This window comes from Bradyrhizobium sp. BRP56 (genome assembly GCF_020194035.1).
GTDB classification, from domain to species: Bacteria; Pseudomonadota; Alphaproteobacteria; order Rhizobiales; family Xanthobacteraceae; genus Bradyrhizobium; species Bradyrhizobium australafricanum.
In genome coordinates, this window is record NZ_JADYVV010000022.1 from 13,609 (window position 1) to 35,975 (window position 22,367).

A 22,367-nucleotide genomic window follows, 5' to 3' on the forward strand; every position below is an offset into this window, starting at 1 on the left:
ATCGGTCCTTAAATGGCAAGGGGCCCACTTTGGATCATTAGCTCGTAGGATGGGTAGAGCGAACCGAAACCCAATTGCATCCGCACGCCGAGATGATGGGTTTCGCTGCGCTCTAGCGAAACGCGTCGCGAGAACGCAGATGTTCGGTTGACACGTCGCGCAACACATCCAGCGTCGTCCTGGCGGAAGCCAGGACCCATTACCCCGAATGCGAGTCATGACGCGATGCGGTTGCCACAGCTCACTTCGACCACACAACCCTGTGGTTGTGGGTTCTGGCTTCCGCCGGGACGACCGCGTGATTTTGGCAAAATCCTGCAATTGCAACTGAGTGGCGATTGCGTTTCATCAACGACACTTGATGTTCACCAACTCCCTGCTAAACCGCCGCCCATGAGCTCTTCGAACACCAGCGCCCCCTCCACCAAGACATCCGTCGCCGCGATCTCGATCCTCGCCAGCGGCAGCATGGCGGTGGCGAAGTTCGTGGTCGGCATCGCGATCGGATCGCTGGCGCTGATCTCGGAGGCGCTGCACTCCTCGATCGACCTGGTCGCCACCATCATCACCTGGGCGGTGGTGCGGGTGTCGGACCAGCCGGCCGACGCCGAGCATCATTACGGACACGGCAAGTTCGAGAGCGTCTCGGCGCTCGGCATCATCGCCCTGCTCTATGTGCTGGCCGGCGGCATCCTGGTGCAGGCCTACAGCCATCTGCGCGAGGGCGCGCCGCCGCCGTCGATCTCGGCCATTCCCTTTGTCGTTCTGGTCATCGATATCGGCGTCAATCTGTGGCGGGCCCGGGCGCTGCACCGCGCCGCGCGCGACACCAAGAGCCAGGCGCTGGCCGCCGATGCGCTGCATTTCGCCTCCGACGTGATGGGCTCGACCGCCGTCATCGTCGGCCTGGTGCTGGCCGGCTTCGGCTTCTGGTGGGGCGATGCCGCGGCGGCGATCGCGGTCGCGGTGATGATCGCCCTGCTTGGCCTGCGCATGGCGCGGGAGACGGTCGAGACCCTGCTCGACCGCGCGCCCGAAGGCGCGCTGGAAAAGGCCACCGCCGCCATCAAGGCCGTGCCGGGGGTGGTCGATGTCGACCGGTTGCGCGTCCGCATGGTCGGCGCGACGCATTTCATCGATGCCATCGCCAAGGTGCCGCGCACCTACCCGATCGACCGCGTCGAGGACATCAAGCGCCGGGCGCAGGCGGCGGTGACCAAGACGTTCGGCGACGCCGACCTCACCTTCACCGCGGTGCCGGTGGCGCGCGACAATGAGAGCGTGCGCGAGCGCATCATGGTGATCGCGCGCAATTCCGGCCTCGCCATCCACCACGTCACGGTGCACGACATCGGCGGCAAGCTGATCGTCGGCATCGACCTCGAGGTCGACAGCGACATGGCGCTGCACGCAGCGCACGACATCGCCCACGGGCTCGAGCGCGCGATCCGCGAGGATTTCGGCGAGGACGTCGAGGTCGACACCCATATCGAGCCGCTCGAGCCGGAACTGCCGTGGGGAACCGACGCCGCGCCGGACCGCGTCGAAGCCATCAAGGCGGAGCTGACCGGCTTTGCCGATGGCGGCGCGATCCATGACATCCACAATGTGCGGGTCCGCAACACCGACGCCGGCGAGGTCGTCAACTTCCATTGCCGCGCGCAGCCTTCGATGAGTGTGATCAAGGTGCACGAAAGCGTCGACGAGATCGAACGCAAACTGCGTCGTGCGTTCCCCACCGTGAAGCGTGTGATCAGTCACGCAGAGCCGACGCGCGGGTAATTCTACGGAGCCGTTCCCGTTTCGGACTCACTTTGCGCCGCATGATTCTTCCCGGGACAAGAATTTTTTCGCATTAACGAATCGTTGACTCTCGACAGTCCCGGAAATCTGGATTCAAATGATCATGATTCGGATGCATCGTGGGGAGCATCCGAACCGGGTAAAAAATCAGCTTAGAGCGGGGGTCTCAGGCATGGCGCGCGCGCATGCGGCGAACGCGTGCGTCCAATCCGATTCGATCAAGGGATTGGCGCAGTCGATCGCGAAACCGGCCTATCACAGGCTCCTGACGGCCGAGCCTGCACTGCGCCGCGCTGTCCCTACCCTCATCATCGCCTTCCTCATCACGATCTGCCTCGGCGCCTTCGTCCAGGTGATCGACCAGAACCGGCAGAAGCGCGGCGCGATGAAGCGCGACCTTGCTGCACTGTCCGACATCCTCGCCGAACGTCTCGATCGCCTGACCTCGGTGCGGCGCGACCGGCTCGCCAACATCGAGCGGATGCAGGAACTGCTGCCGGACCTGATCCCGTCCTGGGGCATCGCCTACGGCCGCCACGTCATCATCACCAGCGCCGATCACCGCGTGCTGGCGCGCGTGCCGGTCGACGGCGCCGGCGAGAACGACCGCATCCTCGACATCGTCTCCACCGCGCAGCTGCTCGTCGCGCCCGGCCAGCAAGGCACGGTCAGCGACATGACGCTGCCCGGCGGCACCGGCGCGCTGGCGATCTCGCAGCTCGTCAAGTCGCTGCCCGGCCAGGTCGTCGTGATCCAGGAGATGAACGAGCCGATCTGGGGATCGGACGCCGCGCTCTCGGTGACGCTGTCGGCGACCACGAGCTTCGTGGTGCTGATCCTCGGCTTCGCGTTCCACTGGCAATCGACCCGCGCCCGCGAAGGCGACCTGATCAACGACGCCGTGCGCGGCCGGATCGACACCGCGCTCAACCGCGGCCGCTGCGGATTGTGGGACTGGGACCTGTCGCGCGGCCGGATCTTCTGGTCGCAGTCGATGTTCACCCTGCTCGGCCTCGACACCCGCAACGACCTCCTCACCTTCGGCGAGGTCAACGCGCTGGTGAATTCCGACGACATCAACCTGTTCGACATCGCCGACCAGCTGATCTCGGGCAAGATCGATCACATCGACCAGAGCTTCCGCATGCGCCATGTGGGCGGCCACTGGATCTGGCTGCGGGTGCGCTGCGAGCTCAGCCATGCTGCCGCCGATGGCGGCCTGCATCTGATCGGCATCGCGGTCGACATCACCGAGCAGAAAAGCCTCGCCGAGAAGTCGGTGGAAGCCGATCTCAGACTGCGCGACGCGATCGAGACCATTCCCGAGGCTTTCGTGCTCTGGGATGCCGACGACCGCCTCGTGCTCTGCAACTCGCACTTCCAGCGGCTGCACAAGCTGCCCGATTCCGCCGTCAGCCCCGGCACCTCCTACGAGACCGTGATCGAGGTCGGTAGCATGCCGGAAGTGCGCACCCGCCTGCACGAGAGCGGCGTCCCGGCGCCCGGCGCCCGCACCTTCGAGGCCCAGCTCGACGACGGCAGCTGGCTGCACATCAGCGAGCGCCGCACCAAGGACGGCGGCTACGTCTCCGTCGGCACCGACATCACCCGCATCAAGGCGCACGAGCAGAAGCTGGTCGACAACGACCTGCGCCTGCGCGCCACCGTGATCGACCTGCAGCGCTCGCAATCCGAGCTGGAGCGGCAGGCCGTCGAGCTTGCCGACCTCGCCGAAAAATATTCGCAGGAGAAGACCCGCGCCGAGGACGCCAACGCCGCGAAGTCGAAATTCCTCGCCAATATGAGCCATGAGCTGCGCACCCCGCTCAACGCCATCATCGGCTTCTCCGAGATCATGGGCAGCGGCCTGTTCGGCACGCTCGGCTCGGACAAATACGCGGAGTACTGCCACGACATCCTGACGTCGGGGAAATACCTGCTCGAGGTCATCAACGACATTCTCGACATGTCGAAGATCGAGGCCGGCCGTATGAAGTTCGACATGGAGCCGCTCGACCTCTCCGGCATCCTCGCGGAGTCGCTGCGGGTGGTCTCCGGCCGCGCCGAGCACAAGGGGCTGTCGCTGGAATCGGATATCGAAAGCACGATCTCGGTCGTCGCCGACCGCCGCGCGGTCAAGCAGATCATCGTCAACCTGCTCTCCAATGCCGTGAAGTTCACGCCCGACCACGGCCGCGTGCTGGTGCGCGGCCAGATGCTGGATGACTCGATCGTGCTGTTGATCGCCGACAGCGGCATCGGCATTGCGCCGGAATCGCTGCGCCGGCTCGGCAAGCCGTTCGAGCAGGTCGAGAGCCAGCTCACCAAGAGCTACCAGGGCTCCGGTCTCGGACTTGCGATCGCGCGCTCGCTCACCAATCTGCACGGCGGCTCGATGCGGCTGCGCTCCAAGCTCGGCGTCGGCACCGTCGTGCGCGTCACGCTGCCGCGCGATCCGCGGTCCCTGCAGACGAAGCTGCCGGAAGCGGCCTGAGCCCTCACACTACTTCGCAAGCACCCCTTCCAGCAGCGCGGAATCACCGAGCACGGCCAGCGTCTCGCGAGGCGTGAGATGGCGGACTGCCTGGTCGAAGCTGTCGCTTGCCTCGATCCGCGCCCGCGCCACTGCGAGGTGAAGGTCGATCTCGCCCGGACCGCCGCGCCGCGCCGGCGGCAGCGACGAGAGATGGCGCTGCAGCAGGTTGGAATCCTGCCGCAACGTCGCGAGCGCAGGGGCCGATGCGTGTGCCGGCGACGCCGCCAGCTCATTGGCGCGGACCAGCACGCGCGGCGGCTTAGCTTCCTCCGGCGTCACGAACAGCGCGTGCATCGCGGGCCTGGCGGTCCAGGCGCCGATCGGAATCGCAAACAGCAGGCCGACGATCACCGGCGACATCCACAGCAGCAGCGGCAACGACACCGCCCAGGCGCTTATCGCCATCGCGACACCGCAGGCGGTGGGAACGCCATACTTCCGATACAGCTCCCGCCGCTCGACCGCGCCGTCGTCGCGCCGCTGCGTCTGCCAGCCGGCGTCCCGGCCGAGCAGGATCTCGACGACCGCGATCGACTGGAACACCATCATGACCGGCGCGATCATCGCCGAGATCAGCACCTCGGCGATCACGCCCGTAAGAGCCCGGAAGCCGCCGCCGAATTGCCGACGCGTGTCCGAGCGCGTCAGCAACAGGAGGAAGCCGAGCAGCTTCGGCACGATCAGCAGCGCCATGGTGAGGCCGAACACCCAGGCGGCGAGCACCGGGTCCTGCGCCGGCCAGTTCGGGAACAGCGAAAAACCCTTCGGAAAATATTCGGGCCGAATGAAGCGCGCCTGCAACGAGATCAGGATTCCGAGCAGCAAGAACGACAGCCAGAGCGGCGCGGTGATGTAGGAGCCGATCCCGGTCATGAAATGCAGCCGCGAGATCCAGTGCAGCCGGCGCGTCCTCAGCACGGCGAGATGCTGCAGATTGCCCTGGCACCAGCGGCGGTCGCGCGCGGCAAAATCCAAGAGCGACGGCGGCACCTCCTCAAAGCTGCCGCCGAGCATCGGCGCCATGTAGATGCCCCAGCCGGCGCGCCGCATCAGCGCCGCCTCGACAAAGTCGTGGCTCAGGATATGTCCGCCGAACGGCTTGCGTCCCGAGAGTTCGGGTAGCCCCGCCTGCTGCGCAAATGCCTCAATCCTGATGATGGCGTTGTGCCCCCAATAATTGCCCTCGGAGCCGTGCCACCACGCAACACCGGCGGCGACCATCGGCCCGTAGAGCCGGCCGGCGAACTGTTGCAGGCGGCTGAACAGGCTGCGCGCGTTGACGATGACCGGCAGCGTCTGCAGCAGCGCCGCCTGCGGGTTGGTCTCCATCGCGTGCGCCATCCGCACCATGGTGTCGCCCGACATCAGGCTGTCGGCGTCGAGCACGATCATGAACCGATAGGCGCCGCCGAACCGCGTGATCCACTCGCCGACGTTGCCGGACTTGCGCGCCGTGTTGTCGGCGCGATGCCGGTAGAACAGCCGTTGCGCGCCGCAGGCCTCGCAGAGTTCGAGGAACGCCCTCTCCTCGGCGATCCAGATATCGGGATCGCGGGTGTCGCTGAGCACGAACCAGTCGAAGCTGTCGCCCTGCCCGGTTGCCTCGACGGACTCGTAGATGGCGCGCAGGCGCGCCATCAATTGATGCGGATTCTCGTTGTAGGTCGGGAGCAGGACCGCGGTCCGGCTCGCGAGCTGCGGCAACGGACCGTCGTCGCGGATCGGCAAGGCGTTGCCGTTGCGCCGAAGCAGAGCGAAGAAGCCGGCGAGCGCCGAAGCGAACGAAAACGCGATCCAGGCGAGCAGCGCGACGAACAGCACCAGCACCATGCCTTCCATGATCGTCACGCCGCCGACCTGGACCACCATGTACATCTCGTAGGCGCCGGCACCGGTCAGCGCCGCCGTCAGCATCAGGACGAACGCGCGGCGCATCAACATGCCCGCACCGACCGACACCGGCTTGCTCACCGCAAGCGGCGGCCGGCCAAGATCGGCCGCCGACATCGCAAGCGGGCTCTCTTGTGGCAGGAAGCCGTCGGCCGCCGCAGCGACGTCAGGATGAGGCGACGTGACTATGGCGCCCATCGATAGACCCAGATCTCGGAGAGCGGCTTGTCATCCTGCGCCAGATGCGCACGCAGCTCGATCGGGTCCTTCTTGACGGCGCATTGGAAGCTGAGCCGCCATCCGCCGGTATTCGGATTTGGCTGCGTGACGACATTCGTGATCTCGGACTTCTCGGCCGTCACGACGCCCTTGACGCTATTGGGATCGATCCCCTTCAGATTGTCCCCGAACAGGTCGAGCACGAACAGCTTGCTGTTCTCGCCATGGGCGCCGATGCCGCTGCGCGTGAAGCGCGCGAGCGAATGCGGCTTCGGCGCATCCGGCCCCCAATGCAGGCGATAGGTGAAATTGGTCTCGCTCTTGGCCTTGAGCGGCGCCTTCGGCCGCCAGAACGCGGCGATGTTGTCGTGGATCTCTTCCTTGGTCGGGATCTCGAACAGGATGACCGCGCCCTCGCCCCAGTCGCCGATCGGCTCGACCCACAGGCTCGGTCGCTTCTCGAAGCGCGATTCGATGTCCTGATAGGCGAAGAAATTCTTCTCGCGCTGCATCAGACCGAAGCCATGCGGATTGACGTCCTGGAACGTGCTGATCTGGAGGTCGCGCGGATTGCTCAGCGGGCGCCACAGGCTCTCGCCCTTGCCGTTGTAGATCGCAAGCCCGTCGGAATCGTGCACCGACGGCCTAAAGTCGTCGACCTCGTTGCGATCGTTGGGCCCGAAGAAGAACATGCTCGTCATCGGCGCAAGGCCGACGTGCTCGAGATCGGCACGCGGATAGAGCGATGCCTCGACATCGAACACCGTGGTCGCTCCAGGCCTGATCGTGAAGCGGTAGCTTGCCGCGCAGCTCTTGCTGTCGAGCAAGGCGTGAATGACCAGCGAAGTTGCGTTGGGCACGGGACGCTCGAGCCAGAACGCCTTGAAGAACGGAAACTCCTCGCCCTTGGCTTCGCCGGTATCGATCGACAGGCCGCGCGCCGACAGGCCGTAGGTCTCGTCCTTGGCGACTGCGCGGAAATAGCTCGCGCCGAGGAAGACGCAGACCTCGTCAAAATAGTCCGGCTTGTTGATCGGCGCGTGGATGCGAAATCCGGCAAAGCCGAGGTCGGTCTCGGTGAAGTCAGGCACGGTCTCGCCGAACGAGAACATGTCCTTGCTGTACTTGACTTCGCTGGCCTTGCCGTCGGCGACCTCGAAGATCTTGACCTTGTTCTTGTAGAAGAAGCCGCGGTGGAAGAACTGCGCCTCGAACGGCAGCTTCGCGCCGCGCCACAACGCGCGCTCGGGCGTGAAGCGGATCGAGCGGTACTGGTCGTAGTTGAGGTCCGTCAGGCCGTTCGGCAACTTCTCGTCCGGCGCCTCGAACGACTTGCCGGCGAGATTGCGCGCAAGCTCCCTGACCATGCCTGGGTTGAAGGGTGCGTCCGTCGCGCTCCCTGCGGCGGCGGCCTGGCGCTGTGGCAAGAACATGAGTGTCGGCAATACGGCCGATCCGTGGAGTAACTGGCGACGATTCAAAGCAGCTCCTGCTCGCTGACCGGGACGCCGCAATGCAACCGCCGAGCCGGCGCTGAGTTCCATCTTTGCTGCGAGCAAGCGAAGATTGTTCGCCGGCTGAACACCAGGACTTGCTTCAACGCAACCACACAACGCGTGGTCGGTTGCTGCTGTGCCGGAACCGTGGCGGAAAGGCTGCGAAAGAATGCCGGGAGCTACGCGCTCTCGAGCGTCGGCGCGACCTCGCGTGCGACCTGCACCAGGGCTGCGATCAACGGCGTCATCGGATCGCGCTGCGGGATCACGAGGCCAATGCTGTAGTCCACGACCGGATCGACGATCGGAATGCTGCGCACCGCATCCGCAAGGCCAAGCGTCTCGGCAAGCTTGGCCGGCATCACGCTGGCCCAGCGGCCGGTCTTCACATGGGTGTAGAGCACGAGCAGTGAGTTCGACGTCAGCGTCGGCGTCGCCTCCGCGCCGACCGAGGTCAGCGCGCGATCGATGATGCGGCGATTCTGCATGTCGGGCGTGAGCAGACAGAGCGGCACGGTGCCGACTTCCTTCCACGTCACCTGCTTGCGATCGCCGAACATCGCATCCGGTGCCGTCAGCAAGCGATAGCTCTCATTGTAGAGCGGGATGGTGCGAACCTTGCCGATCGGCTCGTTCTCGATATAGGTCAGCCCGGCATCGACCTCGAGATTCTCGAGCAGGCCGAGCACGTCGGCCGACGTGCACGACTGGATGCGGAACCGCACATCGGGATGGCGCGCCCGGAACGGCGTGGTCAGCGAGGCCACCATGCCGAGCGCGGTCGGGATCGCCGCGATCCGGATCTCGCCCGACAGCTTGTCCTTGAGGCTGTTGATCTCCTGCTTCATCGCGCGCGCATCGCCGACGATGCGCCGCGCCCAGTCCAGCGTCCGCTCCCCTTCCGGCGTGAAGCCCTGGAAGCGGGATCCGCGCTGCACCAGCATGACGCCGAGGATCTCCTCGAGCTGCTTGAGGCTGGTCGACATCGTCGGCTGGGTGACGCCGCAGGCCTCCGCAGCGCGGCCGAAATGCCGTTCCTTGGCCAGCGCCAGCAGAAGTTCCAGCTTGTCGATCAAGGTTCAAATCCCTTCGGAAAACGGTGCCCCAAGCGGCAGCCCGACACGTCCATAGGTAGCACGATCGGGCTGCGATTCCGAAATCCAAAGCGCCGCGGAAGTGCGTGATTCCAGAACATTATTACGAAACCGCATCGATCCATTCGGCGACGCTATTAATCGCGTTTCGCAATCGCCGCATGAGACAGCTTTATTGATGTTTCGAAGGATTCCAACTCTCATGTGCGAAGCAAAAAACTGATCGTGAGAAGCGCTGATGACGGTGGGATACGAACCTTGGGACAAGGCGCGCGGCGCTGAAATCATCGCCGAGCATGCCGGGCTTGAAGGCGCCACGCTGGTGATCCTGCACGCGCTGCAGGAGGCCTTCGGCTACGTGCCGGAGCCTGCGATCCCGATGGTGGCGGAGGCGCTCAACCTGTCGCGCGCCGAGGTGCACGGCGTGTTCACCTTCTACCATGATTTCCGGAAGCAACCTGCGGGCCGCCACGTCCTCAAGCTGTGCCGCGCCGAGGCCTGCCAGGCCGCCGGCGGCGATGCGCTCGCGGCGTGCGCGGAAGCCAGGCTCGGCGTTGCCCTCGGCAATACCACGGCGGATGACCGCGTGACGCTGGAGCCGATCTACTGCCTCGGGCTGTGCGCCACCGCGCCCTCGGCGATGCTGGATGGCCGCGTGGTCGGCCGGCTCGATGAAGCGCGCATCGACGCGCTGGTCGCGGAGGCACAGCGATGACGATGCGAATCTTCATTCCCCGCGACGCCGGCGCGGTTGCCGTCGGCGCCGACGACGTCGCCCTCGCCTTCGAGCAGGCCGCAGCAGCGCGCGGCATGCCGATCGAGATCGTCAGGACCGGTTCGCGCGGGCTGTACTGGCTGGAGCCGATGGTTGAACTGGCGACCGCCCAGGGCCGCGTCGCGTTCGGCCCGGTGATGCCGACGGACGTTCCATCCCTGCTCGACGCGATGGCCGGCAGCGGCCAGCACACGCTGCGGCTTGGTGTCACGGACGAGATTCCCTGGCTGAAGCGCCAGACCCGGCTGACCTTCGCCCGCTGCGGCGTGATCGATCCGCGCTCGGTCGACGACTACCGCGCCCATGGCGGCTACAAGGGCCTGGAGCGGGCGCTGACGCTGACCTCCGACCAGATCCTCGCCGACGTCACCACGTCCGGTCTGCGCGGCCGCGGCGGCGCCGGCTTCCCCACCGGCATCAAGTGGAAGACCGTGGCGCAGGCCAGCGCCGACCGCAAATACATCGTCTGCAACGCCGACGAAGGCGACAGCGGCACCTTCGCCGACCGCATGATCATGGAAGGCGACCCCTTCGTCGTGATCGAGGGCATGACGATCGCAGGTATCACGGTAGGCGCCACCAAGGGCTACGTCTACATCCGCTCGGAATATCCGCACGCGGTCGAAGCGATGAACGCGGCGATCGTGGTCGCCCGCCGCGCCGGCTTGCTCGGCAAGCGCATCGGCGGCTCCGCCCATGAGTTCGATCTCGAGGTGCGGGTCGGCGCCGGCGCTTATGTCTGCGGCGAAGAAACCTCGCTGCTGGAAAGCCTCGAGGGCCGCCGCGGCATCGTACGGGCCAAGCCGCCGCTGCCGGCGCATAAGGGCCTGTTCGGCCGCCCGAGCGTGATCAACAACGTGCTGTCGTTCGCGGCGATCCCCTTCATCCTCGACAACGGCGCTAAGGCCTACGCCGATTTCGGCATGGGCCGCTCGCGCGGCACGATGCCGATCCAGCTCGCCGGCAACATCAAATACGGCGGGCTGTTCGAGACCGCGTTCGGCGTCACGCTCGGCGAGCTCGTCGACGAGATCGGCGGCGGCACCTTCACCGGGCGCGAGGTGCGCGCGGTTCAAGTCGGCGGCCCGCTCGGGGCCTACTTCCCGCGCGCGCTGTTCGACACGCCGTTCGACTATGAAGCGTTCGCCGCGCGCGACGGCCTGATCGGCCATGGCGGGATCGTGGTGTTCGACGACAGCGTCGACATGGCGAAGCAGGCCCGCTTTGCGATGGAGTTCTGCGCGGTCGAATCCTGCGGCAAGTGCACGCCGTGCCGGATCGGCTCGACCCGCGGCGTCGAGACCATCAACAAGATCATCAATGGCGAGCGCGTGGCGGAAAACCTCGCGGTTGTCGAAGACCTCTGCAACACCATGAAATTCGGCTCGCTGTGCGCACTCGGCGGCTTCACGCCCTACCCCGTGATGAGCGCACTGAAACACTTCCGGGAAGATTTCGGCGGAGATCTAGGTCCCGCACCGGCCCACCTGCAGGCCGCGGAATAGCAAGGAAATCACGATGTCGCTGATCCAGGAAACCGATTTCGGCACGCCCAAATCCAAATCCGAGACGATGGTCACGCTGACCATCGACGGCAATCAGATCACGGTGCCCGAGGGCACCTCGATCATGCGCGCGGCGATGGAAGCCGGCACCCAGATTCCAAAGCTCTGCGCGACCGACATGGTCGACGCCTTCGGCTCTTGCCGGCTCTGCCTCGTCGAGATCGAGGGCCGCGCCGGCACGCCCGCCTCCTGCACGACGCCGGTGATGCCCGGCCTCGTCGTGCACACCCAGAGCGAGCGGCTGAAGAAGCTGCGCAAGGGCGTGATGGAGCTCTATATCTCCGACCACCCGCTGGACTGCCTGACCTGCGCGGCAAACGGCGACTGCGAATTGCAGGACATGGCGGGTGCCGTCGGCCTGCGCGACGTGCGCTACGGCTATGAAGGCGAGAACCACGTCTTCGCCAAATCGCACGGCTGTGAAAACGACAACTGGATGCCGAAGGACGATTCGAATCCGTACTTCACCTACGATCCCTCGAAGTGCATCGTCTGCTCGCGCTGCGTCCGCGCCTGCGAGGAAGTACAAGGCACCTTCGCGCTGACGATCTCCGGCCGCGGCTTCGACAGCCGCGTCTCGCCCGGCATGAACGAAAGCTTCCTCGGCTCGGAATGCGTGTCCTGCGGCGCCTGCGTGCAGGCCTGCCCGACCGCGACGCTGACCGAGAAATCCGTGATCGAGATTGGCCAGCCCGAACACTCGGTCGTCACCACCTGCGCCTATTGCGGCGTCGGCTGCGCCTTCAAGGCCGAGATGCGCGGCGAGGAAGTGGTGCGGATGGTGCCGTGGAAGGACGGCAAGGCCAATCGCGGCCATTCCTGCGTCAAGGGCCGCTTCGCCTGGGGCTACACCACCCACAAGGAGCGCATCCTGAAGCCGATGATCCGCGAGCGGATCGAGGATCCCTGGCAGGAAGTGTCGTGGGACGAGGCGCTGAATTTCGCCGCCGCGAAGTTCAAGGGCATCCAGCAGAAATACGGCCGCGACGCGGTCGGCGGCATCACCTCGTCACGCTGCACCAATGAAGAAACCTATCTGGTGCAGAAGCTGATCCGCGCCGGATTCGGCAACAACAATGTCGACACCTGCGCCCGCGTCTGCCACTCGCCGACCGGCTACGGCCTGTCGCAAACCTTCGGGACTTCGGCCGGCACGCAGGATTTCGATTCGGTGGAGGACACTGACGTCGTGCTGATCATCGGCGCCAATCCGGCTTCCGCCCATCCGGTGTTCGCCTCGCGGCTGAAGAAGCGGCTGCGCCAGGGCGCCAGGCTGATCGTGATCGATCCGCGCCGCACCGAGATGGTGGAATCGCCGCACGTGAAGGCGCTGCATCTGCCGCTGATGCCCGGCACCAACGTCGCCGTGCTGACCGCGCTCGCCCATGTCATCGTCACCGAAGGGCTCGTCGACGAGGCCTTCGTGCGCGAGCGCTGCGACTGGAGCGAGTTCGAGGACTGGGCCACCTTCGTCGCCCAGGACAAGCACAGCCCGGAAGCCACCGCGATCATGACCGGCGTCGATCCGAAGGCGCTGCGCGAGGCGGCCCGAATCTATGCCACCGGCGGCAACGGCGCGATCTATTACGGGCTCGGCGTCACCGAGCACAGCCAGGGCTCGACCACGGTGATCGCGATCGCCAACCTCGCGATGGCGACCGGCAATATCGGCCGGCCCGGCGTCGGCGTGAATCCGCTGCGCGGCCAGAACAACGTACAGGGCTCCTGCGACATGGGCTCGTTCCCGCACGAGCTGCCGGGCTACCGCCACATCGCCGGCGATGCGGTGCGCGAGCAGTTCGAGGCGATGTGGAACGTCAAGCTCAACAACGAGCCGGGCCTGCGCATCCCGAACATGTTCGACGCCGCCATCGAAGGCAGCTTCATGGGGCTCTACGTGCAGGGCGAGGACATCCTGCAGTCCGACCCCAACACCAAGCATGTGGTGGCGGCGCTGTCGGCGATGGAATGCGTCATCGTCCACGATCTCTTCCTGAACGAGACCGCGAACTACGCCCACGTCTTCCTGCCCGGTTCGACCTTCCTCGAGAAGGACGGCACCTTCACCAATGCCGAACGCCGCATCCAGCGCGTCCGCAAGGTGATGACGCCGCTCAACGGCTACGCCGACTGGGAAGTGACGATCATGCTCGGCAAGGCGATGGGCTTTGAGATGAACTACGCCCATCCATCCGAGATCATGGACGAGATCGCCGCGCTGACGCCGACCTTCGCGGGCGTCTCCTATGCCAGGCTCGACGAGCTTGGCTCGGTGCAGTGGCCCTGCAACGAGAAGGCGCCGGAAGGCACCCCGGTGATGCATATCGGCGGCTTCGTGCGCGGCAAGGGCAAGTTCATCCTCACCGAATATATCGCGACCGACGAACGCACCGGCCCGCGCTACCCGCTGCTGCTCACCACCGGCCGCATCCTCAGCCAGTACAATGTCGGCGCGCAGACCCGCCGCACCGAGAACGTGGTGTGGCACGCCGAGGACCGGCTGGAGATCCATCCGCATGACGCCGAGCAGCGCGGCGTGCGCGACGGCGACTGGGTGCGGCTGGCGAGCCGCGCCGGCGAGACCACGCTGCGCGCCGAGATCACCGACCGCGTGGCGCCGGGCGTGGTCTACACCACGTTCCACCACCCTGACACCCAGGCCAACGTCATCACGACCGACTTCTCGGACTGGGCCACCAACTGTCCGGAGTACAAGGTCACCGCTGTGCAGATCTCGCCGTCGAACGGTCCGTCCGACTGGCAGAAGGCCTATGACGAGCAGGCTCGCCACTCCCGCCGCATCGCCGCGCCGGTGGTGGAAGCCGCGGAATAGCGATGCGCGAGCCCGTCTATCAGGCGAACCGGAAGGTCTGGCGCAACGGCGTCTTCAGCGACGGCGCGCGCCTGATCCCGGAGGAGACGCCGCTCGCGCTGACCTATAATGGCGGTACCTACGCCGTGATGATGGGCTCGCCCGAGGACCTCGGCGATTTCGCCGTTGGATTCAGCCTGAGCGAAGGCATCGTGCAAGCGGCCGACGAGATCGAGACCCTCGACATCGTCGAGCTCGATGACGGCATCGAGCTTCGGATGTGGCTCAGGCCTGACAGGGCCGAGCGGATCGCAGAGCGGCGGCGCAACATCGCCGGCCCGACCGGCTGCGGCCTGTGCGGGCTCGATTCCATCAGCGAGGCGGTTCGGCCGGCCGCGGTGGTGCGCGCGGGCCGCGTCTTCTCGCCGCGCGAGATCATGGCGGCGATGGCGGCGGTGGCGCCGCTGCAGGAGATCAACCACCAAACCCGCGCCGTGCACGCCGCGGCGTTCTGGACGGGCGCGCGCGGCATCGTGGCGCTGCGCGAGGATGTCGGCCGCCACAATGCGCTCGACAAGCTCGCCGGCGCGCTGGCCCGCGACAAGGTCGCAGCCGGCGAAGGCATGGTGCTGCTGACCAGCCGCGTTTCGGTCGAAATGGTGCAGAAGACCGCCGCGATCGGCGCGCCGCTGATCGCCGCGGTGTCGGCGCCGACCGCGCTAGCGGTGCGGATGGCGGATGCCGCCGGCATCACGCTGGCCGCGATCGCTCGCGCCGATGGATTTGAAATCTTTACGCATCCGGAACGCGTCACAGGCGCGATGGCCGGCAAGGAGCCCGCTTATGTCGTCGTCGCCTGACAAACTGGTCTATATGGCGAACCAGATCGGAAAATTCTTCCAGAGCCAGGGGCGCGAGCGTGCCGTGCAGGGCATTTCCGAGCACATCTGGAAGTTCTGGGACCCGCGGATGCGCAAGCAGATCTTCGCCCATCTCGACGCCGGCGGCACCGGCCTCGATCCCGACGTCCGCGATGCCTTGCAGAAGCTGAAGCAGCAGGCGTAGGCAGCCCGCGCCCTGCTCTATCACCGTCACCCTGAGGAGCGCGTAGCGCGTCTCGAAGGGTCGACGGCCCAGTTGGTGGCCGTGCATCCTTCGAGACGCGCTACGCGCTCCTCAGGATGACGGGATTGAGATCGTAGCTTCCCCTACCCCACGATCGCGTTGAAGACGCGGCGCACCTCGCTCTGGATCTCGCGCAGGCGGGCTTCCAGTGCGGAGAAATCCGGCGTGTCCCCGGCCCGCGCCATCACGCGCAGCAGGTCTTCGCCCGCGGTCTCCGGATTGAACTTGCCGGTGACGCAGAGCCGCAGGATCTGCGTCAGGTCATGATAGAGCCGCGCCGCCGAGCGCAGGATCTCGGCCTCGGACTGGCCGAGCAGGCCGAGCTTGGCGGCATTGTCGAGCACCTGCAGCGTGGAGACGCTGAGAATTTCCGGCTTCACCGCGGCATGCGCGAGCTGGAGATATTGCGCGATGAAATCGATATCGACGAGCCCGCCGGCGGCGAGCTTGAGGTCCCAGACATCGTCCTCGCCCTTCTCCAGCGCGATCGCGCGCCGCATATCGGCGACGTCGGCCGCGGTCGACGCCGCATCGCGCGGCCGGGTCAGCACGCTGCGGATGATCGCCTCGATCTTCTCGCGGAACTCAGGCGACGACGAGATCACGCGGGCGCGTGTCAGCGCCATGTGCTCCCAGGTCCAGGCCTCGCGCTCCTGGTAGTCGGAGAATGAATCGATCCGCGAGGCGACCGGGCCGGCGCGCCCCGACGGGCGCAGCCGCATGTCGACCTCATAGAGCACGCCGTAATTGGTCCGGGTCGTGAAGGCGCTGATCAGGCGCTGGGTGAAGCGGGCAAAATACTGCGCGCCATGCAGCGAGCGCTCGCCGTCGGAGTCCGGCGCCTCGCTGTCGAAATCGTACAGCAGGATCAAATCGAGGTCGGAGGACGCCGTCATCTCGCGGCTGCCGAGCCGCCCCATCGCGATGATCGCGGTCTCCTGCCCCTTGATCCGGCCATATTGCGCGGCGAACTGGTCGGTGACGAGGCCGTGCACGGTGTGGACGATGCCCTCGGCCACATCGGCAAAGGCGGTGCTGGCGTGCTGCGCCGACACCGTGCCGGACAGGATCCGCGTGCCGATCAGGAACAGGCTCTCCTGGCCGAACAATCTCAGACGATCGAGGAAATCCTCATAGGACGACGCATCCTGCAGCGTGGCGGCGAGTCGCTCCGACAGTTCCTTCTTGTCCGGCATCGCGCCGAAGAAGCGCGGATCGACCAGGCCGTCCATGATCTGCGGCTGCCGCGCCAGCATGTCGCCGAGCCGCGGTGCAGCGCCGAGGATCAGCGCCACCAGCGCGACGAAATCGCGGTTCTGGCTGAGCAGCGAGATCAGCCGCCCGCCCCGCTGCAGCGCGCCGAGGAAACGGTCGAATGCCGCCACCGCATCGTCCGGCTCCTCGGCATGCGCGAGGCCGTCGATCAGGCCGGGAATGAATTCCAGGAACGCGGCGCGCGTCGCCTCGACACGCAGCGCGCGATAGTCGCCCTCGATCCATTGCTGCACGGTGCCGGCAACTGCAATGGGCTTCTTGAAGCCGAGATTGGCGAGATGTTCGATCAGGCGGGCGTCCTCGGGCCCGGCGCCGTAGTCGATATCCGGCAGCTTCGCGGTGCCGGTCGGATCGTCGCCCTCGAACAGCTTGCCATAGTGGTTCTGCACGATCTTGAGCTGGCCGAGCAGGTCCCTGGCGAAGGCCTCGCGATTTTCGTAGCCGAAGAAATGCGCAAAGCGCTCGACATCCTCGGGCGCTTCGGGCAGCGAATGGATCTGCTCATCGGCGATCATCTGCAGCCGGTGCTCGACCCGGCGCAGGAATTCATAGGCCGTCGTCAATTCGTCGCGCGCTTCAAAGGTGATCCAGTTGCTGTTGGCGAGCACGTTGAGCGCCTCCAGCGTCGGCCGCACCCGCAACTCCGGATGGCGGCCGCCGGCGATCAGCTGCTGGGTCTGGGCGAAGAACTCGATCTCGCGGATGCCGCCGCGGCCGACCTTGACGTTATGGCCCTCGACCGAGATCTCGCTCTGGCCGCGATAGGTCTGCATCTGCCGCTTCATGTCGTGGACATCGGCAAGCGCGGCAAAATCCAGATGCTTGCGCCAGATGAAGGGCGCGAGCTCGGCAATCACCGCCTCGCCGGCCTTCGGATCGCCGGCACAGGGCCGCGCCTTGATCATCGCAGCACGCTCCCAGGTGCGTCCCTCCCGTTCGTAATAATGCAACGCCGCGTCGGTCGAGATCGCGACCTGGGTCGAGGCCGGGTCCGGACGCAGCCTGAGATCGACCCGGAACACATAGCCGTCGCCCGAGCGCTGTTGCAGCATCCGCGCCATCGCTTGGGTGACGCGCACGAAGAACGGCTGCGGCTCGATGTCCTCGGCGAGCGAGGTGGCCGCGCGATCGAAGAACACGATCAGGTCGATGTCGCTGGAATAGTTCAGCTCGCCGGCCCCCATCTTGCCCATCGCAAGCACGATCAGGCCCGAGCCTGCCTCGGGGTGATCGGGGTCGGCGGCGGTCATCCGGCCGCGGGCCACTTCCTGCCGGAACAAATATCGCAGCGCCGATTGCACCGAATTCACCGCGATGTCGGTCAGCGCCGCCGTCACCCGCATCACCGGCCAGACGCCGCCGATGTCGCACAGCGCGATCATCAGCGCGGCCTCCGCCTTCATGCGGCGAAGCAGAACCATCACGTCGGCCTCGCTGCCGGCGGCGAGCACCTCGCGCGACGTCGTCTCGATCAGGTTGGCCAGATGCGACTCCGGGTCGCATGACAGGATCCGGATCAGCCGCGCGGCGTCGGCACGCGCGAGCTCGAACAAATAGGGCGAGAACTCGGCGATGCCGCGCAGGATGTCGCGTGCGAACGGATGTTCAAGCAGCGCATTGAGCGCGGCCAATTGCGCCGGCTCGAGCTCGGCGAACCAGTCGGTCAGGCGCTGATCGGCGGATGTGGGCGCGGCGACACGCGGTCCGTCCGCGAACCGCGCGGCCAGGCGATGTCGATCCGCGTTTCCCGGCGCGGCGGCATTCATGCCGCCTTCTGTGGCACATCCTGCGTTTGAGCCGCAAGCCTGTCACTGCCGCCCGCCCGCGCGGGCAGCACCAGGGTGGCGACCAGCCCCGGATGGGCATCGCCGAGCCTGAGCTCGCCGCCATGAAGCGTGGCGACCGCCGAGGCCAGACTGAGGCCGAGACCGGAACCGGGTAAGGTCCGGCTCGCCTCGAGCCGAACGAAGCGCTCGACCGCGTGCTTGCGGTCGGCCTCGGGAATGCCCGGACCATGATCGGTGACGCTGAGCAGGACCTGGTCGCCCTCGCGCCGCGCCTCGATCAGGATCTCCCGCGCATCCGCATTGAGCGGCTGCACGCTGTTGTCGGGCTTGCCGTATTTGATGGCATTCTCGACCAGGTTGGCGACCGCCTGGCTGATCAATTCGCGGTTGCCGTGAATCGGCGCCGGCACGGTCTTCACCTGCAGCGTCATGCCGTCGTCCTCGGCCAGCGGCTCGTACAGCTCGTGGATGCCGTTGGCGACATCGGCGCCGTCGAAATCGTCCATGTTGCCGCGTGCCTGGCCGGACTCGGCACGCGCAATCATCAACAGGGCGTTGAAGGTGCGGATCAGCCCGTCGGATTCCTCGATGGTCCGCTCCAGCGCCGCGCGATAGTCGGCCTCGCAGCCCGACCGCGCCAGCGCCTCCTCGGCGCGGTTGCGCAGCCGCGTCAGCGGCGTCTTGAGGTCATGGGCGATGTTGTCGGAGACCTCCTTCAGCCCCGTCATCAGCGCCTCGATGCGCTCGAGCATGGCATTGAGGTTTTCCGCCAGGCGATCGAGCTCGTCGCCACTGCGGCCGACCGGCAGCCGGCCGGACAGATCGCCCGCCATGATGCGCTTGGTGGTGCCGGTCATGGCGTCGATCCGGTGCAGCACGCGGCGGGCGACGAAGATGCCGCCGCCGATGCCGAGCACGACGACGACGAGGATCGACCATTGCGCGGCCTTGGCGACAATGCCGAACAGCCGCCGCCGTTCCTCGAGGTCGCGCCCGACCAGCAGGCGGAAGCCGTTGTCCATCTGGGTGACCCGCACCAGCGCGCGGTGATCGGTCTTGTCCTGGTCATCGAGCCGGCGATAGGCGGTCTCCGTCCAGCCCTGCGTGCTCATCACGCCCGGCGCCAGCGCGCCGACATTGCCGGCAAGCATCTGCCCGTTCGGCGCCGTCACCAGATAGAGGTTGGCGCCCGGCCGCAGCGCACGATTGCCCATGGTGCCCAGCAGGCCGCGCAGGCCGCGGCGGTTGTAGATATCGGTGATCTCGCTGATTTCGACATTGACCGTCGTCGTGATCTGCTCGGTGATCAGCCGCCGCGTGTTCCAGGCGAAGTAAGCCAGCAGCGAGGCGGCGAACAGCGCGAACAGGAACAGGTAGACCAGCGTCAGCCGAAACGCCGTAGTCCGGATCAGTTTACCGAATGCCGTCACGGATCATATACCCCGCGCCGCGGATGGTATGCAGCAGCGGCCGCTCAAAACCCTTGTCGATCTTGGAGCGCAGCCGCGAGATGTGGACGTCGATGACGTTGGTCTGCGGATCGAAATGATAATCCCAGACATTCTCGAGCAGCATGGTGCGCGTCACCACCTGCCCGGCATGCTTCATGAGATATTCGAGCAGGCGGAACTCGCGCGGCTGCAAGGTCAGCTCGTCCTTGCCGCGGGCGACGCGATGGGACAGCCGATCGAGCTCGAGGTCGCCGACCCGGTAGGTCGTCTCCTCGGCCGGCCCGACATTGCGCCGCGACAGCACCTCGACGCGCGCGAGCAGCTCGGCGAAGGAATAGGGTTTCGGCAGGTAGTCGTCGCCGCCGGCGCGCAGGCCCTTGATGCGGTCATCGACCTGGCCGAGCGCCGAGAGGATCAGCACCGGTGTCCGGTTGCCCTTGTCGCGCAGGCTGCCGATCAGCGACAGGCCGTCACGCTTCGGCAGCATGCGATCCACAACCAGCACGTCGTAGTCGCCGGTCTCGGCCATCGACAGCCCTTCCTCGCCGTCGGAGGCGAGATCGGCGATATAGCCGACTTCGCGGAATGCCTTGACCAGATAGTCAGCTGACTCACGGTCGTCTTCGATGATCAGGATGCGCATTTGCGGAGCGATTGGTGTCACGGGAATTGGCCCTCTGTCAGCATGACGCGGCCGGCCTGCACATGCAAGACGACCGCGCATATTCTCGATTGCTTGAAAAAAGTGGGCGGTGAAGCTGGGGGACCTCACCGCCCTGAGACCTTCCGACAGAGGGGGGCATATTCCATCGAAAGGCAACGTAGGGAGCGAGCAAGGGGCCCGCCCCCCGGAAAGCGCCGTCGGCGGGGGCGACTGATGCCGACGACGCCTTCCAACTCATAGATAGTTATCCCTTCGCCAGCGGCACTGCCACAAAGCGCGACGAACCGCCGCTCTTCACGCGCATGAGAACGCTGTTCTTGCTGTCATTGCGCGCCGCGGTGATCGCATCACGCACTTCACCGGCGGTGCCGACGGACTTGCCGGCGACCTCGAGGATCACGTCGCCTTCCTTGAAGCCCCGCTCAGCGGCAGCACTCTTGGGATCGACTTCGGTCACGACCACGCCATCCTTGCCGGCGCCGGCCACGCTGTTGGCGGGCGCGACGGTGAGGCCGAGCTTCGGCACGTCGGTGCCGCGGGACGAGTTGCCCTTGTCGCTCTTGTCGGTGTCCGCCTTGGCTTCCAGGTTGTTCGGCAGCTGGCCGAGCGTGAGGTTGACGGTCTTGTCCTGACCCTTGTGCAGCACGTTCAGCTTCACGGCGTTGCCGGGCGCGAGGCCACCGATGGTGCGGGCGAGCTCGCGCGCATCCTTCACCGGCTCGCCGTTGACGGCGGTGATGACGTCACCGGACTCGATGCCGGCCTTGGCCGCGGGGCCGTTGGCCTGCGGTTCGGCAACCAGCGCGCCTTCGGCCTTCTTCATGCCGAGGCTGTCGGCGATGTCGGAGGTCACCGGCTGGATCTGGACGCCGATCCAGCCACGGCTGACCGCGCCCTTGTCCTTCAGCTGGGCGACGACGCTCTTGACGGTCTGGGCCGGGATCGAGAACGCGATGCCGACGCTGCCGCCGGACGGCGAGTAGATCGCCGTGTTGACGCCCATCACCTCACCGGACACGTCGAACGCCGGGCCACCCGAATTGCCCTTGTTCACGGGCGCGTCGATCTGGATGAAATCGTCATACGGGCCATTGCCGATGTCGCGGCCGGAGGCCGAGACGATGCCCGCGGTCACGGTGCCGCCGAGGCCGAACGGATTGCCGACCGCCAGCACCCAGTCGCCGATGCGCGGCTTGGTTTCGGAAAGCTTGGCAAACTGGAAGTTGGAGCCGCCCTCGACCTTGATCAGCGCGAGGTCGGTGCGCGGATCGGTGCCGATCACCTTGGCGGAATAGGTCTTGCCGTCGTCGGTGGTGACTTCGACCTTGTCGGCGCCGTCGACGACGTGATTGTTGGTCACGGCAAAGCCGTCAGCCGAGATGAAGAAGCCGGAGCCCTGGCCCGTCACCACGCCACCACCACGCGGTCCACCGCGCAGGCCCGGGGGCAAGCCATCCGGACCGCCGAAGCGGCGGAAGAAGCGCTCCATCGGCGAACCCGGCTGGAACGGCGAATCGTCATTGTTGTTGCTGTCATCCTTCGCGACCTTCTCGCGAATGTTGACCTTGACCGAGATCACCGACGGCTTCACGCGTTCGACGATGTCGGCAAACCCGACCGGCTGCTGAACCTTCTTGACCTCGTTATTGACCTGCGCATGCGCGGGCGTCGTGAACAGGTCGGCGGGGTTGTGCGAGGGGCTGAAGCCATAGGTGGCGGCACCGAGGCCGGCCACGACCGACGCCATCAGCGCGAGTTTGCGGGCAGAGAACAGCGAGCGCTTCGGCGCCTTGTAGGACGGAAGGGTCGAGAGGTCGGGACGGTCGGTCATGTCTTGAAATCTCCAGGGCCAGAATCATTGGTGCCGGGGGCGAG

The 22,367-nt window shown here is 66.1% G+C and carries 14 protein-coding genes; 7 read left to right on the top strand and 7 right to left on the bottom strand.

The annotated features are described in order from the left end of the window. Positions 1 to 393 precede the first annotated feature (393 nt). Together I6F38_RS17250 and I6F38_RS17255 are read left to right on the top strand one after the other, a co-directional pair. Positions 394 to 1,782, top strand: coding sequence for a cation diffusion facilitator family transporter (locus I6F38_RS17250; RefSeq protein ID WP_225161183.1), 1,389 nt, complete (start codon positions 394 to 396; stop codon positions 1,780 to 1,782). Between the two features lie 193 nt (positions 1,783 to 1,975). Further along, entirely contained in the window at positions 1,976 to 4,297 is a 2,322-nt protein-coding gene (locus tag I6F38_RS17255; RefSeq protein WP_225161184.1) for an ATP-binding protein, read from the top strand. Positions 4,298 to 4,306: 9 nt separating this feature from the next. Here I6F38_RS17255 and mdoH read toward each other — a convergent pair whose 3' ends face one another. From mdoH to I6F38_RS17270, 3 genes are all read right to left on the bottom strand, one after another. Next, positions 4,307 to 6,427 (bottom strand): glucans biosynthesis glucosyltransferase MdoH, encoded by a 2,121-nt coding sequence (gene mdoH, locus I6F38_RS17260; RefSeq protein ID WP_225161185.1) that lies wholly within the window; start codon positions 6,425 to 6,427, stop codon positions 4,307 to 4,309. Then, the gene (locus I6F38_RS17265; protein WP_225161186.1) at positions 6,415 to 7,881 is read right to left on the bottom strand and encodes a glucan biosynthesis protein G; all 1,467 of its coding nucleotides are present in this window, start codon (positions 7,879 to 7,881) and stop codon (positions 6,415 to 6,417) included. Before I6F38_RS17265 ends, mdoH begins: the two co-directional genes overlap by 13 nt. A gap of 242 nt (positions 7,882 to 8,123) precedes the next feature. After that, positions 8,124 to 9,020 (bottom strand): LysR family transcriptional regulator, encoded by an 897-nt coding sequence (locus I6F38_RS17270; protein ID WP_018270739.1) that lies wholly within the window; start codon positions 9,018 to 9,020, stop codon positions 8,124 to 8,126. 256 nt (positions 9,021 to 9,276) lie between these two features. Here I6F38_RS17270 and I6F38_RS17275 point away from each other — a divergent pair, with 256 nt between their 5' ends. From I6F38_RS17275 to I6F38_RS17295, 5 genes are read left to right on the top strand one after another with little or no spacing between them, the layout of a single operon-like run. Next, a complete protein-coding gene (locus tag I6F38_RS17275) occupies positions 9,277 to 9,753 on the top strand; it encodes a formate dehydrogenase subunit gamma (RefSeq protein ID WP_225161187.1) in 477 nt (158 codons plus the stop codon). Then, positions 9,750 to 11,318 (top strand): NADH-quinone oxidoreductase subunit NuoF, encoded by a 1,569-nt coding sequence (locus I6F38_RS17280; RefSeq protein WP_225161188.1) that lies wholly within the window; start codon positions 9,750 to 9,752, stop codon positions 11,316 to 11,318. Before I6F38_RS17275 ends, I6F38_RS17280 begins: the two co-directional genes overlap by 4 nt. A 13-nt stretch (positions 11,319 to 11,331) precedes the next feature. Then, positions 11,332 to 14,211: a formate dehydrogenase subunit alpha gene (gene fdhF / locus I6F38_RS17285; protein WP_225161189.1), complete on the top strand. Its 2,880-nt coding sequence runs from the start codon at positions 11,332 to 11,334 to the stop codon at positions 14,209 to 14,211. Positions 14,212 to 14,213: 2 nt separating this feature from the next. Continuing rightward, complete coding sequence (gene fdhD / locus I6F38_RS17290) at positions 14,214 to 15,050, top strand: formate dehydrogenase accessory sulfurtransferase FdhD (protein WP_225161190.1); 837 nt, start codon at positions 14,214 to 14,216, stop codon at positions 15,048 to 15,050. Further along, a complete protein-coding gene (locus I6F38_RS17295) occupies positions 15,034 to 15,255 on the top strand; it encodes a formate dehydrogenase subunit delta (protein ID WP_076833312.1) in 222 nt (73 codons plus the stop codon). Before fdhD ends, I6F38_RS17295 begins: the two co-directional genes overlap by 17 nt. A gap of 143 nt (positions 15,256 to 15,398) precedes the next feature. Here I6F38_RS17295 and I6F38_RS17300 read toward each other — a convergent pair whose 3' ends face one another. The 4 genes from I6F38_RS17300 to I6F38_RS17315 all read right to left on the bottom strand — a co-directional run bounded on the left by I6F38_RS17300 (position 15,399) and on the right by I6F38_RS17315 (position 22,323). Continuing rightward, complete coding sequence (locus I6F38_RS17300) at positions 15,399 to 18,356, bottom strand: bifunctional [glutamine synthetase] adenylyltransferase/[glutamine synthetase]-adenylyl-L-tyrosine phosphorylase (protein WP_225161191.1); 2,958 nt, start codon at positions 18,354 to 18,356, stop codon at positions 15,399 to 15,401. Then, entirely contained in the window at positions 18,353 to 19,807 is a 1,455-nt protein-coding gene (locus tag I6F38_RS17305) for an ATP-binding protein (protein WP_225161192.1), read from the bottom strand. Before I6F38_RS17305 ends, I6F38_RS17300 begins: the two co-directional genes overlap by 4 nt. Next, positions 19,791 to 20,471 (bottom strand): response regulator transcription factor, encoded by a 681-nt coding sequence (locus I6F38_RS17310; protein WP_016842329.1) that lies wholly within the window; start codon positions 20,469 to 20,471, stop codon positions 19,791 to 19,793. The genes I6F38_RS17305 and I6F38_RS17310 overlap by 17 nt, the downstream gene beginning before the upstream one ends. Before the next feature lie 265 nt (positions 20,472 to 20,736). Beyond that, complete coding sequence (locus I6F38_RS17315) at positions 20,737 to 22,323, bottom strand: Do family serine endopeptidase (RefSeq protein ID WP_057020253.1); 1,587 nt, start codon at positions 22,321 to 22,323, stop codon at positions 20,737 to 20,739. Positions 22,324 to 22,367: the final 44 nt, after the last annotated feature.